General features: G+C 35.3%; 11 protein-coding genes. 4 read left to right on the top strand and 7 right to left on the bottom strand.

The window, feature by feature from the left end; genetic code table 11:
* Positions 1-215 precede the first annotated feature (215 nt).
* Together AC4PRO_RS07785 and AC4PRO_RS07780 are read left to right on the top strand one after the other, a co-directional pair.
* Positions 216-1,076 (top strand): NAD(P)-dependent oxidoreductase, encoded by an 861-nt coding sequence (locus tag AC4PRO_RS07785; protein ID WP_492116934.1) that lies wholly within the window; start codon positions 216-218, stop codon positions 1,074-1,076.
* A gap of 86 nt (positions 1,077-1,162) precedes the next feature.
* A complete protein-coding gene (locus AC4PRO_RS07780) occupies positions 1,163-1,543 on the top strand; it encodes a PH domain-containing protein (protein WP_492116933.1) in 381 nt (126 codons plus the stop codon).
* A gap of 176 nt (positions 1,544-1,719) precedes the next feature.
* On the opposite strand, the gene AC4PRO_RS07775 is transcribed toward AC4PRO_RS07780, so the two are convergent.
* Together AC4PRO_RS07775 and AC4PRO_RS07770 are read right to left on the bottom strand one after the other, a co-directional pair.
* Positions 1,720-2,127, bottom strand: a complete 408-nt coding sequence (locus tag AC4PRO_RS07775) for a hypothetical protein (RefSeq protein WP_492116932.1) — start codon at positions 2,125-2,127, stop codon at positions 1,720-1,722.
* Positions 2,108-2,698: an RNA polymerase sigma factor gene (locus tag AC4PRO_RS07770; RefSeq protein WP_492116931.1), complete on the bottom strand. Its 591-nt coding sequence runs from the start codon at positions 2,696-2,698 to the stop codon at positions 2,108-2,110. Before AC4PRO_RS07770 ends, AC4PRO_RS07775 begins: the two co-directional genes overlap by 20 nt.
* A 271-nt stretch (positions 2,699-2,969) precedes the next feature.
* Between AC4PRO_RS07770 and AC4PRO_RS07765 the strand changes: the two genes are divergently transcribed.
* Positions 2,970-3,317 carry a DUF6249 domain-containing protein gene (locus AC4PRO_RS07765; protein ID WP_074721331.1) on the top strand — a complete coding sequence of 116 codons (348 nt, stop codon included), beginning with the start codon at positions 2,970-2,972 and terminating at the stop codon, positions 3,315-3,317.
* 197 nt (positions 3,318-3,514) lie between these two features.
* Here the strand turns inward: AC4PRO_RS07765 and AC4PRO_RS07760 are convergent, their stop codons facing one another.
* The 5 genes from AC4PRO_RS07760 to AC4PRO_RS07740 form a co-directional block, all read right to left on the bottom strand.
* The gene (locus AC4PRO_RS07760; protein ID WP_492116930.1) at positions 3,515-5,026 is read right to left on the bottom strand and encodes a peptidoglycan endopeptidase; all 1,512 of its coding nucleotides are present in this window, start codon (positions 5,024-5,026) and stop codon (positions 3,515-3,517) included.
* 264 nt (positions 5,027-5,290) lie between these two features.
* Positions 5,291-7,555 carry an aconitate hydratase gene (locus tag AC4PRO_RS07755; RefSeq protein WP_492116929.1) on the bottom strand — a complete coding sequence of 755 codons (2,265 nt, stop codon included), beginning with the start codon at positions 7,553-7,555 and terminating at the stop codon, positions 5,291-5,293.
* Positions 7,556-7,682: 127 nt separating this feature from the next.
* A complete protein-coding gene (locus AC4PRO_RS07750; RefSeq protein ID WP_074721337.1) occupies positions 7,683-10,454 on the bottom strand; it encodes a bifunctional aconitate hydratase 2/2-methylisocitrate dehydratase in 2,772 nt (923 codons plus the stop codon).
* A 347-nt stretch (positions 10,455-10,801) separates the two neighbouring features.
* Positions 10,802-11,755, bottom strand: coding sequence for an AAA family ATPase (locus AC4PRO_RS07745; RefSeq protein WP_074721339.1), 954 nt, complete (start codon positions 11,753-11,755; stop codon positions 10,802-10,804).
* Positions 11,756-11,841: 86 nt separating this feature from the next.
* Positions 11,842-13,272 (bottom strand): peptidylprolyl isomerase, encoded by a 1,431-nt coding sequence (locus AC4PRO_RS07740; RefSeq protein WP_492116928.1) that lies wholly within the window; start codon positions 13,270-13,272, stop codon positions 11,842-11,844.
* A 712-nt stretch (positions 13,273-13,984) separates the two neighbouring features.
* Between AC4PRO_RS07740 and AC4PRO_RS07735 the strand changes: the two genes are divergently transcribed.
* Positions 13,985-15,430 carry an alpha-amylase gene (locus AC4PRO_RS07735; protein WP_492116927.1) on the top strand — a complete coding sequence of 482 codons (1,446 nt, stop codon included), beginning with the start codon at positions 13,985-13,987 and terminating at the stop codon, positions 15,428-15,430.
* Positions 15,431-15,449 lie beyond the last annotated feature (19 nt).

Here is a 15,449-nt window from a genome sequence, read left to right as displayed (position 1 = left end):
TTTTTTACACTCCTATTAACTGTGGTAGTCCCAAATACTAAATGTAGATTTTGGTCTCGTAAATAACTTCTCGTTCTACCTCCCTTTTTTTTGACTGTACACAAAAAATAAGCCTTAATTTAGTGGCAGCAAAAAGCAAGTCTGATAATCTAGTAATCTTTTTTTTTAGAGACTCAGCAGCTGCAAAAAAAAACATCACAGTATATTTAAAAATTATGGAAGCATTAAAATTAGGATGGCTTGGCCTCGGAAACATGGGAAATCCAATGGCAAAAAACTTATTGAAAGCAGGTTTTGAAGTAGTCGTATTCAATCGTAGCAAAGACAAGGAAAAGGAATTAGTCGACTTAGGGGCAACTTCAGCAGCCAGCATCCAAGAGTTGATACAAACATCCGATGTGGTGATTACCATGTTGTCCAACGATGAGGCCGTCAAAGAAGTTTTTGAAAACGAGAATGGTTTGCTGTCTCAAGACAATCCTGAAAAACTGATCATTAATATGAGTACCGTTTCTCCGGAAACTTCTCGCTACTTAGCCACAATATGTGCCACCCGCAAGATTCATTTTATTGACGCTCCTGTTTCTGGAAGCGTTAAGCCGGCTCAGGACGGCACCTTAGTTATTTTAGTAGGCGCCAGTGATGAAGATTATGTGCTTGCCAAACCTATTTTTAATGTTTTGGGAAAAGTTTCTATTCCTGTGGGCACCCCCGGAAAAGCCAGTTCAGCTAAATTAGCGATTAATTACTTGCTAGGACTAAACCTTCAGGGATTAGCAGAAACCATTATTTTTGCAGAGAAAAACGGCGTACGAAAAGAAGATATGCTCTCCATCATTAATGAAGGTGCTTGTGGGAACGGCATCACAACTATCAAAGCCAATTCTATTTTAAAGGACGACTACCCTGCAGCTTTTGCACTCAAACACCTAGTTAAGGATTTGAGACTGGCCAAGGAAGCTGGATTAGATTCGCCACTAATACACCCATTGTATGACAGCTATGAAACTGCTCAAAAAGAAGGATTAGGTGATGAAGATGTAATGGCAATCATAACGAGTCTTAGAAATAAATAAAGTCGATTTCCTTCTGCTATAAAAATATACGGAGTCTGCAGCCACTAAAAATATAAATAATCACAATCTAAAAATAAAGAAACAATATGGGAATATTCTCGGCACTTCTTGGTAACGCAGGAGCGGTAACTCAAGAACAATTAACAAAGGAATACGGGCAACTTTTAATCGACGGAGAAGAGATTGAATTGGGCTTTAAACTGATTCGGGACACTTTTATATTCACCACCAAACGTCTAATATTAGTTGACAAACAAGGCTTGACAGGAAGCAAAACCGAATACAAATCCATTTCTTATAAAAGCATTTCCAGATTCAGCATTGAGACTGCAGGTACTTTTGACCTTGATGCCGAATTAAAAATTTGGGTTTCCAGTGAATTACAACCCAGCATAAAAAAGCAATTTAATAAGTCAGTTAATGTATATGAAGTGCAAAAAGTACTAGCACATCATGTTTTAAAATAAACCAAAACTTGATATAGATTAAATCCTGTTAATTATTTTAATCTGTGGCAAAAACGCCTTAAAAGCTAAAACTAAATGTACTAAAGTACTTATTTTTAGCTTTTTTCTTTCCGTACCTCACAAAATAGATCAATGGTGCGGTATTATGCTGACTAAGTTATTTTTGAATTGTATTTTTAATTTTCAAATCGCTTATCCAAATAGTCTTTAAGTACAGAAACCTGTATGAGTACCATTACAGATAAGGAGACTAAAGCATAGGATACAGTTTTTGAAACTGTTATTTCAGGTAATTGGTCAAAAATACTACTATAGGTTAAAACACCGAAATCTAGTATCCAATTCTGGCTTTCTTGTTGCATTCCAAAAAAAGAATAAGCAATCAAGACTACAAAACCCACAAAAATAGCCATCCAAACCGTTCTTGAAATTAAAGGTTTATAAATAGTACTCTCACTTTGCTTTTTAGCTGCCAATTGAGTCATTATTTGAGCTGTAAAATCAAACGACGGAGTCTCAAGTGAGGCTTTTAAAATAACTTTTTTGACCAAGTTATCCATTTGTTTATCTATCTTCTCGTGCATAATGTTCAATTATTTCTGGTTCTAAACGTTCTTTTAAAATAGCCGCTAATTTTTTCCTGCTTCTAAAGAGTTTGACTTTGACATTATTGGCCGTCAAACCCACAATTTTTGAAACCTCCTCTAAAGATTGTTCCTCATAATAATACAAGGTCAATAGAAAACGATCTTCATATGGTAATAAATGTAAACATTCTAGTATTTCTTGCCTTTGTTCCTGTTCTTCTAAAGCATCCAGTGCGTTGTCTAAATCAACCATTTGACGTTCCGTGAAATCATCTATTGGAACCACATTATATTGTTGCTTATATTTCTTTAATCTGTCCAAACACCCATTATAAGTTATTCTGTAAATCCAAGTCGAAAATTTAGAATCTCCTTTAAACTTAACCAACGATTGAAATACCTTAATGAAAGTATCCTGCGCCACTTCCTCCGCTTCTTCCCTATTCTTAAGCATCCGCAACGCTAAGGTAAAGACCAAATCTTTATAACGGTCGACCAAAACAGCAAACGCATTGCTATCTCCTGCCACAATTTTTGTGATATAATATTGGTCGTTGGTTTGGTTCATATAATGATAAGACTACAGTAAATGTGTTTTGGTTACAATAAGATTAAAAATAATTATAAAAAAAAGAATTTTTCCACGAACCACGTTACTTTCTAATTTTACTTTCACAAAAAAACAAGGATCATCACAAACAAAAAAAAACAAAGTAACCTTGCAACTTTGTGCCTTAACCACTATATAAAAAATAATTTAAAAAACGTGTAACCTAAACGGCACATCCATCGTCCTAAGCTAGGAACACATTAAAACAATCAATTAAAAACAAACACTTATGGGACCAGTAGTCATGATTCTTATTGTTATTTTCGGGGCAATTTTCGGAGTATTTTATCTATTTTTTTCAACTCGAAATAAAGAGCGTTTAGCCCTTATCGAAAAAGGGGCAGACGCCAGTATTTTCATGAGCAAAAGACAAGATGCAACTCCCATTTCGAAAGTGCTAATTTTAAATTTCGCACTTCTATTAATGGGAATTGGAGCCGGAATATTATTAGCATTAATCCTGCAGGAAGGTTTTGGAATTACAAATGAAGCCATTTATCCGGGAACCATCTTTCTAACAGCAGGAATCGGACTGTTCAGCGGTTTTAAAATGACAAAAGAGCTAGATAAAAAATAAACTCACTTTAAATCATCAATCATTACAAGCCGCTACTTAATCAATAGCGGCTTTTCTTCATATGTACAAAAAGATATAAATACGGATGTAATGTCCACTAAAATAAATTTAGACCAGCTCACATAAAAAAAACTCCCAAGTAGCCTTGGGAGTTTTATATTTATTGTACATTTTATAAAAATCTAATGCTGTATTACTTATAGCACACGGTTAATTTGAGACACTTTTTTTCTATAGTACTTCTCTTTAATGGAAGAAATCATAACTCCTCCGCTTACCGAAGCATGAATGAATTTGATATCACCATCTATAGCTTCTACTACCATCCCGACATGGTTGATTTGTCTTCTACCGTTTGTTTTAAAGAAAATCAAATCTCCTTTTTGAGCATCGTCATTGTCAATCTTAACTCCATATTGCGATTGTTCAATAGACGTACGTGGCAATTGAATATCAAAATTACCAAAAGTGGTACACATCAATCCAGAACAGTCAAAACCATCCTTTGTAGTTCCACCCGTGCGGTATCTTGTCCCAATATTTTCTGAAGCCGTAGAAACCAATTGGTCTAAGAAATCAGTACCGTGAAAAGATTTTACATTGTATTCTGAATCCGAATTCCCCATCTTAATAGCCGATCCAGATGTCGCATTTGAAACAATGGCCTCAACAGCTTTATTACTTCGAATGTTTAATTTATAACCTATTGGAAGACCCTTAACAATTTTCGGATTTTGTCTTTCTAATTCTCTTACTGAAATCCCGTATTCTTTTGCGATTCCATATTTTGTTTCTTTAGCCAATACTTCCCTTACCACTTCTGTTTCAACAGCGACAGCGCTAACAACAGCTTCTACGATGGTTGGCGTTTCAGTTTTCGAAACTACTTTATCGACTACAATGATTGATTCTGCTTTTGCGCTTTTACTTTCGGGGTTAGACTGCATTGCAGTTTCAGATTCCTTTTTTATTTCTTTTTCAACAACTACCGCTACTAAATCATTTGCTCCCTTTCCAGGAATTGCAATTTTTTGACCAATTTTTAAAGCTTCCGTTTCAAGAATCGGATTTGCTTTATTTAAATCGGCAACTGTAATTCCGTATTCTTTTGCGATAGAGTACTTTGTTTCGTTCGCTACGATTTCACGAACAACGCCTTCGCTTGTCGCTTCTTTTGTATTATTCGATTCTAAAACAAGTTTTACTCCTTCTTTTTGAGTTATTTTTTTTTCCGGAAGAATGTTTTTTTGAATTTCTTTTATAGGTTCAGCAACAATTACGGTAGGATTTTGATTTGATTGTGTTCCTGGGATTCTAATTTCATCTCCTTTTTTTAACCCTGATTTCTTTAATGTAGGGTTAATCTTGTATAAGTCTTCAACGGCAACTCCATATTGTCTCGCTATTCCGTAAAGTGTTTCTTTGGGGAAGACTGTATGCTTTTTTTCAGGATAAGGAGTGTCAATTTCTGATTCGGTATCCTTGTTTTTTGATACAGCCGCGGGGATTAATAAAACTTCTTTGAATTTTATCCCTTTCCTCGCATCAGGATTGAGTTCGTAAATAGCACTGGGCTTTATGTTATAATGTGCTGCGATCTGGCTAATAGTTTCTCCCTTGGAAACGGTATGCTCTGTATACTTTTCTTGTGAAAAAATATTTACGCTACTTAATAAAACAAATAAAAAGACCCAACTATAAAACCGCATAAACTTAATTTAAATTTTACCCAACAACCCTTATATTCCTGAACAACAAAACAATAATACAATTTATTTTTTACAATAGCATAAATCGTACTACAATAACATCAATACCTGAAGATATCGCACATCTAAAATGCTAATTTAGCATATAAATACAGATTTCTTACTATTTTAACACCTCTTTATAATCATTTTAACAAACTTAAAAAACACAAAAAAAACGCTCTGTTTTCACAGAACGTTTTTTATATAATTCTATACTTAAAATTATGCTTTTCCAGCTGCAATTAAATTTAAAGCTGAACCCGCAACGAACCAACCAATTTGCCCTTCGTTATAAGTATGATTTGCCAAGATAATATCTTTGCTTCCATCCTCGTGAACGAATTCTAATGTTAAAGGTTTTCCTGGAGCGAAATCTACTAAATCCGTAAAGTTAATAGTATCGTTCTCTTGAATTTTATCATAATCCGCTTCAGTAGCAAATGTTAATCCTAACAACCCTTGTTTTTTAAGGTTTGTTTCATGGATACGAGCAAATGATTTCACTAATACTGCTTTCACTCCTAAGAAACGAGGCTCCATTGCCGCGTGCTCACGTGAGGACCCTTCACCGTAATTATGATCTCCCACAACAATTGAAGGAACGCCCGCCGCTTTATAAGCACGAGCAACCGCAGGAACTGCGTCATAATCTCCAGTTAATTGATTCTTAACTGTATTTGTCTTTTGGTTGAATGCATTGATAGCACCAATCAACATATTATTTGAGATATTATCTAAATGCCCACGGAAACGCAACCATGGTCCTGCCATAGAAATGTGATCAGTAGTACATTTTCCAAATGCTTTTATAAGTAATTTAGCACCTATAATATTTTTCCCGTCCCATGGAGCAAACGGAGCCAATAATTGTAAACGTTCTGAAGTTTCGCTAACAGATACTTGAATACCTGAACCGTCAGCTGCCGGAGCTTGGAAGCCTGGGTCTTCTGCATCAAATCCGTTTTTAGGTAATTCATCACCTGTTGGTGCTTCCAGCATCACTTCTTCACCATCTTCATTGATTAAAGTATCTGTCAATGGATTGAATCCTAAATCACCTGCAATCGCCATAGCAGTTACCAATTCTGGCGAACCTACGAAAGCCATAGTATTTGGATTTCCATCAGCACGTTTAGAGAAATTACGGTTGAAAGAGTGAACGATTGTGTTGCGCTCTTCTTTTTCAGCTCCTTCTCTATCCCACATACCAATACATGGCCCACAAGCATTTGCGAAAACTGTCGCTCCCATTTTATCGAAAATATCTATAAATCCGTCACGTTCTATCGTGTAACGAACCACTTCAGAACCTGGAGTAATCGTAAACTTGGACTTTATTTTTAATTTTTTATCTGTAACTTGTTTAGCTATTGAAGCTGCACGCGCAATGTCTTCATAAGAAGAATTGGTACAAGAACCAATCAAAGCTACTTCGATTTTCAAAGGCCAGTTATTTTTAATAGCTGTTTCTTTCATTTTAGAAATTGGCGTAGCTAAATCTGGTGTGAAAGGTCCGTTTAAATGTGGCTGTAGTTCTGATAAGTTAATTTCGATAACTTGATCAAAATACTTTTCCGGGTTAGCATATACTTCAGGATCTCCTGTTAAGTAATCTGCAACTTTATCTGCGGCATCAGCTACATCAGCTCTCTTAGTAGAACGTAAGTAACGTCCCATTGAATCATCATAACCAAAAGTAGAAGTGGTAGCTCCTATCTCAGCGCCCATGTTACATATGGTTCCTTTTCCTGTACAAGACATTGAAGTAGCGCCTTCACCGAAGTATTCAACAATAGCACCAGTTCCACCTTTTACAGTAAGAATTCCAGCAACTTTAAGAATTACATCTTTTGGAGCTGTCCATCCTGACAACCTCCCTGTTAATTTAACACCTATAAGTTTTGGAAATTTTAATTCCCATGCCATTCCTGACATTACATCTACGGCATCTGCTCCACCTACACCAATAGCAACCATTCCTAATCCACCTGCATTTACAGTATGCGAATCAGTACCGATCATCATTCCTCCAGGAAAAGCATAGTTTTCAAGAACTACTTGGTGAATAATCCCAGCTCCCGGTTTCCAAAAACCAATTCCGTATTTATCAGAAACTGACGAAAGAAAATCAAAAACTTCATTACTTTGTGTTTTTGCTCTGGCCAAATCGGTTACAGCATTAACCTTAGCCTGAATCAAGTGATCACAATGCACCGTTGTAGGAACGGCAACCTTAGCTTTTCCAGCATGCATAAATTGCAACAAAGCCATTTGAGCCGTTGCATCTTGACAAGCAACTCTGTCTGGAGAAAAATCAACATAATCAGTTCCCCTAGCAAAAGCTTTAGAGGGCATACCATCCCAAAGGTGGTTGTATAAAATTTTCTCTGTCAAAGTAAGTGGGTGACCAACAATCTCACGTGCAGCATCAACACGACTTGTCATGTTGTCATACACTTTTTTTATCATTTCAATATCAAACGCCATATATATAATTATTTTTTATTATTGTTCTTTAGATATCACAAGGTACAAAAAATAGAGGAGCTATAAAAATAAAAAAAGCCTGAATCATAGACTCAGGCTTTTAGATATAATTAACTAATCTCAGTGATTACATCACTAACAATTTATGAGATGGTGCAAATTGAGTCAGATTAATACCCTTTACTGCAGCTTTATACTCCTCCATAGTAGGAGTTCTACCTAAGATTGTAGACAATACGACAACAGGTGTTGATGAAAGTAATGACTCTCCTTTTTTACCTTCAGAATCTTCTACAACTCTTCCTTGGAAAAGACGAGTAGAAGTTGCCATTACTGTATCCCCTTTTTCTGCTTTTTCTTGGTTACCCATGCAAAGGTTACATCCTGGACGCTCTAGATATAAGATATTTTCGTATCCAGTACGCGCTACTCCTTTTGGAGCATTGTCATCAAATTCGAAACCAGAGTATTTTTGTAAAACTTCCCAGTCTCCTTCAGCTTTCAATTCATCTACGATATTGTAAGTTGGAGGCGCAACGACAAGCGGTGCTTTAAACTCCACTTTACCATATTGCTCATCTATATTCTTCAACATTTGAGAAAGAATTTTCAAATCTCCTTTGTGAACCATACAAGATCCAACAAAACCAAGATCTACTTTTTTCACTCCTCCGTAAAAAGAAAGCGGTCTAATAGTATCGTGTGTATATCTCTTAGAAACATCTGCATTATTAACATCTGGATCGGCAATCATTGGCTCTTCAACTAAATCAAGATCAATAACAACTTCAGCAAAATACTTAGCATTTGCATCTGGAGTTAAAGCTGGTTTCTCACCTGACCTAATATCTGCGATTCTCTTATCGGCAATAGCTATCAATCCTTTAAGAACTTGCTTAGCATTATCCATTCCTTTGTCAATCATGATCTGAATTCTTCTCTTAGCGATCATTAACGATTCGATCAAAGTTTCATCTTCAGAAATACAGATAGAAGCTTTCGCTTTCATCTCTGCAGTCCAGTCTGTAAAAGTAAATGCTTGATCAGCAGTAAGGGTACCTAAGTGAACCTCAATGATTCTTCCTTGGAACACATTCTCTCCACCAAATTGTTTCAACATTTGAGATTGAGTAGCATGAACTACATCACGGAAATCCATATAGGTTTTCATATCTCCTTTGAACGTAACTTTTACCGACTCTGGAATTGGCATTGAAGCCTCACCAGTAGCCAATGCAAGCGCAACTGTTCCGGAGTCTGCACCAAAAGCAACTCCTTTTGACATTCTTGTATGAGAGTCACCACCAATAATGATCGCCCACTCATCAACAGTAATATCATTTAGTACTTTATGAATTACATCCGTCATTGCAAGATATTCTCCTTTAGGGTCACGAGCAGTAATCAAACCGAAGTCATTCATGAACTTCATCAATCTAGGAATATTTGCCTTAGATTTATTGTCCCAAACTGAAGCTGTATGACAACCTGATTGGTACGCACCGTCAACGATTGGTGAAATCACAGTTGCAGCCATAGACTCCAATTCCTGAGAAGTCATCAAACCAGTTGTGTCTTGTGAACCAACAATGTTTACTTCTACACGTACATCGGAACCTGCGTGTAAAACTTTACCTGGAGTTGTTCCAACTGCGTTTTTATTAAATATTTTCTCTACTGCCGTAAGCCCTTGTCCTTCGATCGAAACTTCTTTTGACGGAGCAAAAACTGGAACGATATCAATTCCTAAAGTTTTCGATGCAAAAGTTTGTAATTTTTTACCGAATACAATAGCGTATGAACCACCCGCTTTTATAAATTCCATTTTTTGAGGAGTGAACGCTTTAGAAATATCTATCAGCTCTTTGTCCCCATTGTATAATTTCTTAGTTTTTGTATTGATGGTAAGAACTGTACCTGTAGCAACAGAATAGGCTTCTTCTAAAACAACATCACCGTTTTCATTGCGTACAGCGTTTCCTTTTTCATCAACTACTTTTACCCAGTTTTGAAGGTCTAAACCAATTCCACCAGTAACATCAACAGTAGTCAAGAAAATTGGAGAAATTCCGTTTGTTCCTGCTACAATTGGAGCAATGTTAATAAAAGGAACATAAGGACTTGCTTTTTCACCAGTCCAAAGCGCCACGTTGTTTACACCTGACATTCTTGATGAACCTACACCCATAGTACCTTTTTCAGCAATCAACATCACACTTTTATCAGGATGCTGTGCTTGCAAGGCTTGAATTTCATCTTGAGCTTCAGGAGAAATTAGACATTTACCATGAAGTTCACGATCTGAACGGGAATGCGCTTGGTTTCCTGGAGAAAGCAAATCAGTTGAAATATCTCCTTCACCAGCAATATAAGTAACTACCTTAATCTCTTCTGCTACTTCTGGAAGTTTTGTGAAAAATTCAGCTTTAGCATAGCTCTCTAAAATTTCTTCAGCAATTTCGTTACCGCTTTTGAATGCTACTTCTAAACGAGCTGTATCAGCCTCGTAAAGGAAAAATTGAGTCTTAAGAACCTTTGCTGCTTCTTTTGCAATAGCAACATCATTACCTAACGCTAAATCAAGCAAAACCTCAATCGAAGGCCCACCTTTCATGTGTGATAACAACTCAAATGCAAAAATAGGAGTAATTTCTTTTACTACAGATTCTTCAAGAATAATCTCCTTTAAAAACGCAGCCTTCACACCAGCAGCAGGAGTAGTTCCTGGAACAGTGTTATAAGTAAAGAATTTAAGAGACTCTTCGCGGTGTGCGTTATCTGAATCTTTAATTTGTGTAATGATTTCGCTTAGTAATTCAGCGCCATCAATCGGTTTTGGGTTAAGTCCCTGACCTCTTCGTTCTTCGATTTCCTGTAGATAATCGTTATAAATGTTCATAGTACAATTCTTTTCAATGTTAAAGGCTGATTTTTTTGATCATCTCAAAATCAAAAGCCATACTATTTAGGTATTTTATTTGTTTTTTTTCGCAATGCAAATTAACGAATTTAAGCCGAGAATTAAAAAAAATTTAACAGAAGTGGTCTTTTTAAAAATTATTATTACTTAATACTAATTTTTAATACACATAATTGACAAAATGTAAAAATTTTAACATCATAATGATTAATCCGTAATTAATCATTTATTTTCGCATTATTCCTAAAGTTCGAAAATTGTTACAAATAAGAAAACGTTATAGTTCAGATCAAAATTTAAGTTCAAAGAAACCAAAAAATCACATTTTACAGCAATTTAGCAATTATCATTTCTTCTGTTATACCCTCAGCATCCGCTTTATAGTTCTTAATTATTCTATGACGAAGTATTCCGGTTGCAACAGCTTTTACATTCTCAATATCGGGTGAAAATTTACCGTTAAAGGCAGCGTGTGCTTTGGCTGCTAATATTAAATTCTGAGAAGCTCTTGGACCTGCTCCCCAATCCAAATAACTTTTAATATATTCATCAGACAATGGGTTGTCTGGACGCGTTTTACTAACTAAGGTCACAGCATATTCAATAACATTATCCGCTACGGGAATTCTGCGAATCAATTGCTGAAAATCTATGATTTCCTGCGCAGTAAACAATGGACTAATGGTAGTTTTATTATCTGAAGTGGTACGCTTTACTACCTGAACCTCCTCTTCAAACGAAGGATACTCGAGTTTAATAGCAAACATAAAACGGTCTAATTGCGCCTCAGGCAAAGGATAGGTTCCTTCTTGTTCTATTGGATTTTGAGTAGCCAAAACAAAATAAGGCAAGTTCAACTTATAATTTTCACCCGCAATAGTAACAGATCGCTCTTGCATCGCTTCTAGTAAAGCTGCTTGGGTTTTAGGCGGCGTACGATTGATTTCATCGGCCAGAATAATATTCGAAAAAATAGGTCCCTTTAAAAATTTAAATTGACGGTTCTCATCTAATATTTCACTTCCCAAAATATCTGAAGGCATTAAATCTGGAGTAAACTGTATCCTTTTAAAATCAAGTCCCAAAGCCTGAGCAAGTGTATTCACCATTAAAGTCTTGGCTAATCCAGGAACACCTACAAGCAGCGCATGTCCTCCAGAAAAAATACAGAGTAAAACTTGATCTACCACCGCATCCTGACCTACAATAATTTTCGCTATTTCGCTTTTTAATTCATTTCGTTTTTGAACCAAATCATGTATTGCTGCTACGTCCGACATTTCTTATAGGGATTTAAATTAAAAAAGAGTTAACTCTATGAATTCATAAAGCTAACTCTTTTTATTTATTTTAGAAAAATATAAAATTATTTTTTTAACCAATCGTTTGTAAACTCACAATCTCTATATTCTCCAAGAATTTTAATGTACGTTTCTTTGATCGTTTCGTCGAACCATTTTCCAATTGCTCTAATTTGCTTTTCTTTCAATGCTAAATCCTTAATCTTAATATAATCCGTAGCATAATCAGCAATGTGCTCATTGATTCTATTTGTCACTGTAATTATCTTGAAGCTTTTCTTCCCGTTTTCATCTGTATCTAAAACTGGTTGAGAAATCGCATCATCTTTCAAATTGGAAACCTCACTATAGAGACTAGGATCCATTTTTGTCATTTCAAAACGAGTATCTTGAGTTTTCGGATTGATTAAAGACCCGCCATTTGCTCTGGTTTCTTTTTGATCAGATTCTGTTCTAGCCGCTTCAGCAAATGTTATTTTTTTATCTACAATCTTATTTCTAATCAAAGTAATTTTCTCTTTAGCTGAAGTCAGGGCATCTTCGGATACAGTAGGAGTTAATAATATATGACGCAATTCAATTTCCTGTCCTTTTATTTTTTCAACATAAATAATATGAAAACCAAAATCAGTTTCGAAAGGAGCAGAAATTTCTCCTTCTTGCAAACTAAAAGCAACCTCTTTAAATTCTTTTACAAACGGCGTTTTTCTATTCATTTTATAATAACCTCCATTGGGAACTGAAGCTTTATCTTGCGAGTACAATACTGCTTTAGTTGAAAAGCTAGAACCTGCTTCAACGTCCTTTTTAAACTCATTAAGTTTATCTATTACCTTTTGTTTTTCGGCTTCTGAAATCTTTGGAGTAACTACAATTTGCGCTACTTCCATTTCCGCTCCAAAAAGAGGCAATTCATCTTTAGGAATTGATTTGAAAAAATTACGAACTTCTTCTGGTGTAATTTCTACTTCTTCAACAATTTTCTTCTGCATTTCTGAAGAAAGCTTATTCTCTTTCAAAATATCAAAGAAATAACTTCTAAACTCTTCTTCAGAATTTTTCTTATAATACTTGATCACTTTTTCCATGGAACCTATTTGACCTACCATATAACTTAAACGCTCCTCAAGCATACTCTTTACTTCAGCATCTGTTACTTTAACACTATCCTGAATGGCTTGATGTGCATATAATTTATCCTCCAATAATTTTCCTAACATTTGACATCGCGTAATGTCTTTTATGGAATTACCCTGACTTGACAACTCTAAATAAGACTTGTCTATATCTGAATCTAAAACAATGTAATCTCCTACAGTGGCAATAATACCATCGATCTTTTGTCTTTCGTTGGTCTTGATTTTCTTAACAGGCGTAACTACAGAATCTCTAATTATTTCTTGTGCTCTGGTAATATTGCTTGAAAACAGTAAAAGAAAAAATATAAGTGCAATTCTACTATTTATGGACTTCATTTGTATTGTTTTTAATGGCATTATATCAATTTTATATTTTAGTAAAGTATTCTAATTTAAATTCCTCGAGACCTCATTTATAAAGACCCTGCGACCCGTCGCCAAATATACACTTTAACTATCAGGAAATAAAAATGTTCTTACAAACAGTTTCCCAAAGTTAAAACGAACAAAAATAACAATTCAATTACATAATACAAGTTTCCCCACTAGTATTAACAAAAAATTATAAGCGCGTTTGAACATTCTGAAATTCACTCCTTCTCATACGCCCTAATCAAAAATAGCACTGCAATTTAACCACTTACAAATCTACTCATTACGACCCTCCGTAATTGCATAATAATTCGCCTCAAATAAGTCTATACTTTAACATAATTTATTCCTCTAACTAATTATTTTGATTTCTAAGCCCTGAAAAAAATTAAAAAAAACGCAAACAATAAACATATAAACAGCTCATTTCTAATAAAATATAAATACTTATCAACACTACAACGTTTTCGTACGTACGAATGGAAATTCAAAAGATATACCATATACTATTTTACATACATTAGCCCAATAACAACACTATTATTCTTAAAATAACTACTAAAATAAATTATTATAATTATTAAAAACTATAGATAATAATGAATATCCTAATTATTAACTTTTAATACAAAAGCTTCTTGGTCGTACATATAAAAAAATAATACCCAAATAAATTAATTAACCAACCTACAAAATTATGAAAAAACCAAATTTAAGAATTGCAACATTAGCCGCATTGGCTGTGTGCCTTTTCTCCTGTAATTCAAATGACGAATTACAAGGACCAACTGCAGAAATTAAGGCATTAAGTAAAGTAGTTGACGTCACTCACCATGACGGCCATCCGTTCAGTACTGGAAAATCCATGACAACTTCAACTACAGGAAAATATGTAGCAAATCCAGGAGGTGGCGTAATGATGCAAGCTTTTTACTGGGACGTGCCTGCCGGTGGAAACTGGTGGAATACATTAGGCACAAAAGTAACAGCATGGTCAAACGCAGGTATTGGATCCATTTGGCTTCCTCCGGTATCTAAAGCACAGAACGGTGCTTTTTCTATGGGATATGACCCTACTGACTATTTTGATTTTGGAAATTACAACCAAAATGGGACTATAGAAACGCGTTTTGGTTCTAAAACAGAATTGGTAAGTTTAATTACAAAAGCACATACCGAAAATATGCAGGTTTATGCTGATATGGTTCTAAATCACAATAGCGGAGGACAGTTAGAAAGCAATCCTTTTACAGGAACCCAAACCTATACTAATTTCACTGGCGTTGCTTCTGGAAAATTCCCTAGAACAAGTGCTGACTTTTATAAAAATGCCTACGCTAATAATGACGAAGGTGCTTTTGGTGGGTTTCCTGACTTAGCACACGTTGCACCAAATGTTCAAAACTGGCTTTGGCTGAGAACAGATGGCGTTGGTAAGTATTACAAAAACACTATGAAATTTGACGGTTGGAGATTTGACTATGTTAAAGGTTTTGGTCCTTGGGTAGTTAAAGATTGGAACACTAATGTTGGTGGTTTTTCAGTTGGAGAATACTGGGATTCAAACGTAAACACATTAGAATGGTGGGCAAATAGTGCAAACAGCTCTGTATTTGATTTTGCTTGTTATTACAAAATGAATGATGCATTTGACGGTAATAATTTAGCTCTTTTGAATGACGACATGATGTGGAAAAGAAATCCATACAAAGCAGTCACGTTTGTTACCAACCATGATACAGATGAAATATATAATAAGCAATTGGCATATGCATATATTCTAACTCATGAAGGTTATCCAACAATTTTTTACAGAGATTACGAAGAATGGCTGGACAAAGCAAAAATGAATAACTTGATTTGGATTCACAATCAAAAAGCTACTGGTACAACATCCATTTTATATGCAGATAATGATGAATACATCGCCAGAAGAAATGGGTATAATGGAAACCCAGGATTAGTTGTTTACATCAATAATTCTTCTTCATGGCAAGAAAGATGGGTTCCTACTAATTGGGCCAATGCACAAATAAAGGACTTTACAGGTTACTCTACATGGATTCCTACAACGCAAGGCGACAAATGGGTTAAAATCCAGTGCCCTCCAAACGGTTATTCTGTTTGGTCAATCAACATGTAAACCCTAAATATTTCGAATA

The organism is Flavobacterium sp. DW-iso2 (assembly GCF_058725285.1).
Note: the sequence above shows the minus strand (reverse complement) of the source record. Positions and strands in the feature narration are given on the sequence as shown.

Excerpts from the sequence above, each read along its gene's own strand:
- AC4PRO_RS07785 (WP_492116934.1), top strand. The coding sequence starts at position 216 with ATGGAAGCATTAAAATTAGGATGGCTTGGCCTCGGAAACATGGGAAAT.
- AC4PRO_RS07780 (WP_492116933.1), top strand. The coding sequence starts at position 1,163 with ATGGGAATATTCTCGGCACTTCTTGGTAACGCAGGAGCGGTAACTCAA.
- AC4PRO_RS07775 (WP_492116932.1), bottom strand. The coding sequence starts at position 2,127 with ATGCACGAGAAGATAGATAAACAAATGGATAACTTGGTCAAAAAAGTT.
- AC4PRO_RS07770 (WP_492116931.1), bottom strand. The coding sequence starts at position 2,698 with ATGAACCAAACCAACGACCAATATTATATCACAAAAATTGTGGCAGGA.
- AC4PRO_RS07765 (WP_074721331.1), top strand. The coding sequence starts at position 2,970 with ATGGGACCAGTAGTCATGATTCTTATTGTTATTTTCGGGGCAATTTTC.
- AC4PRO_RS07760 (WP_492116930.1), bottom strand. The coding sequence starts at position 5,026 with ATGCGGTTTTATAGTTGGGTCTTTTTATTTGTTTTATTAAGTAGCGTA.
- AC4PRO_RS07755 (WP_492116929.1), bottom strand. The coding sequence starts at position 7,555 with ATGGCGTTTGATATTGAAATGATAAAAAAAGTGTATGACAACATGACA.
- AC4PRO_RS07750 (WP_074721337.1), bottom strand. The coding sequence starts at position 10,454 with ATGAACATTTATAACGATTATCTACAGGAAATCGAAGAACGAAGAGGT.
- AC4PRO_RS07745 (WP_074721339.1), bottom strand. The coding sequence starts at position 11,755 with ATGTCGGACGTAGCAGCAATACATGATTTGGTTCAAAAACGAAATGAA.
- AC4PRO_RS07740 (WP_492116928.1), bottom strand. The coding sequence starts at position 13,272 with ATGCCATTAAAAACAATACAAATGAAGTCCATAAATAGTAGAATTGCA.
- AC4PRO_RS07735 (WP_492116927.1), top strand. The coding sequence starts at position 13,985 with ATGAAAAAACCAAATTTAAGAATTGCAACATTAGCCGCATTGGCTGTG.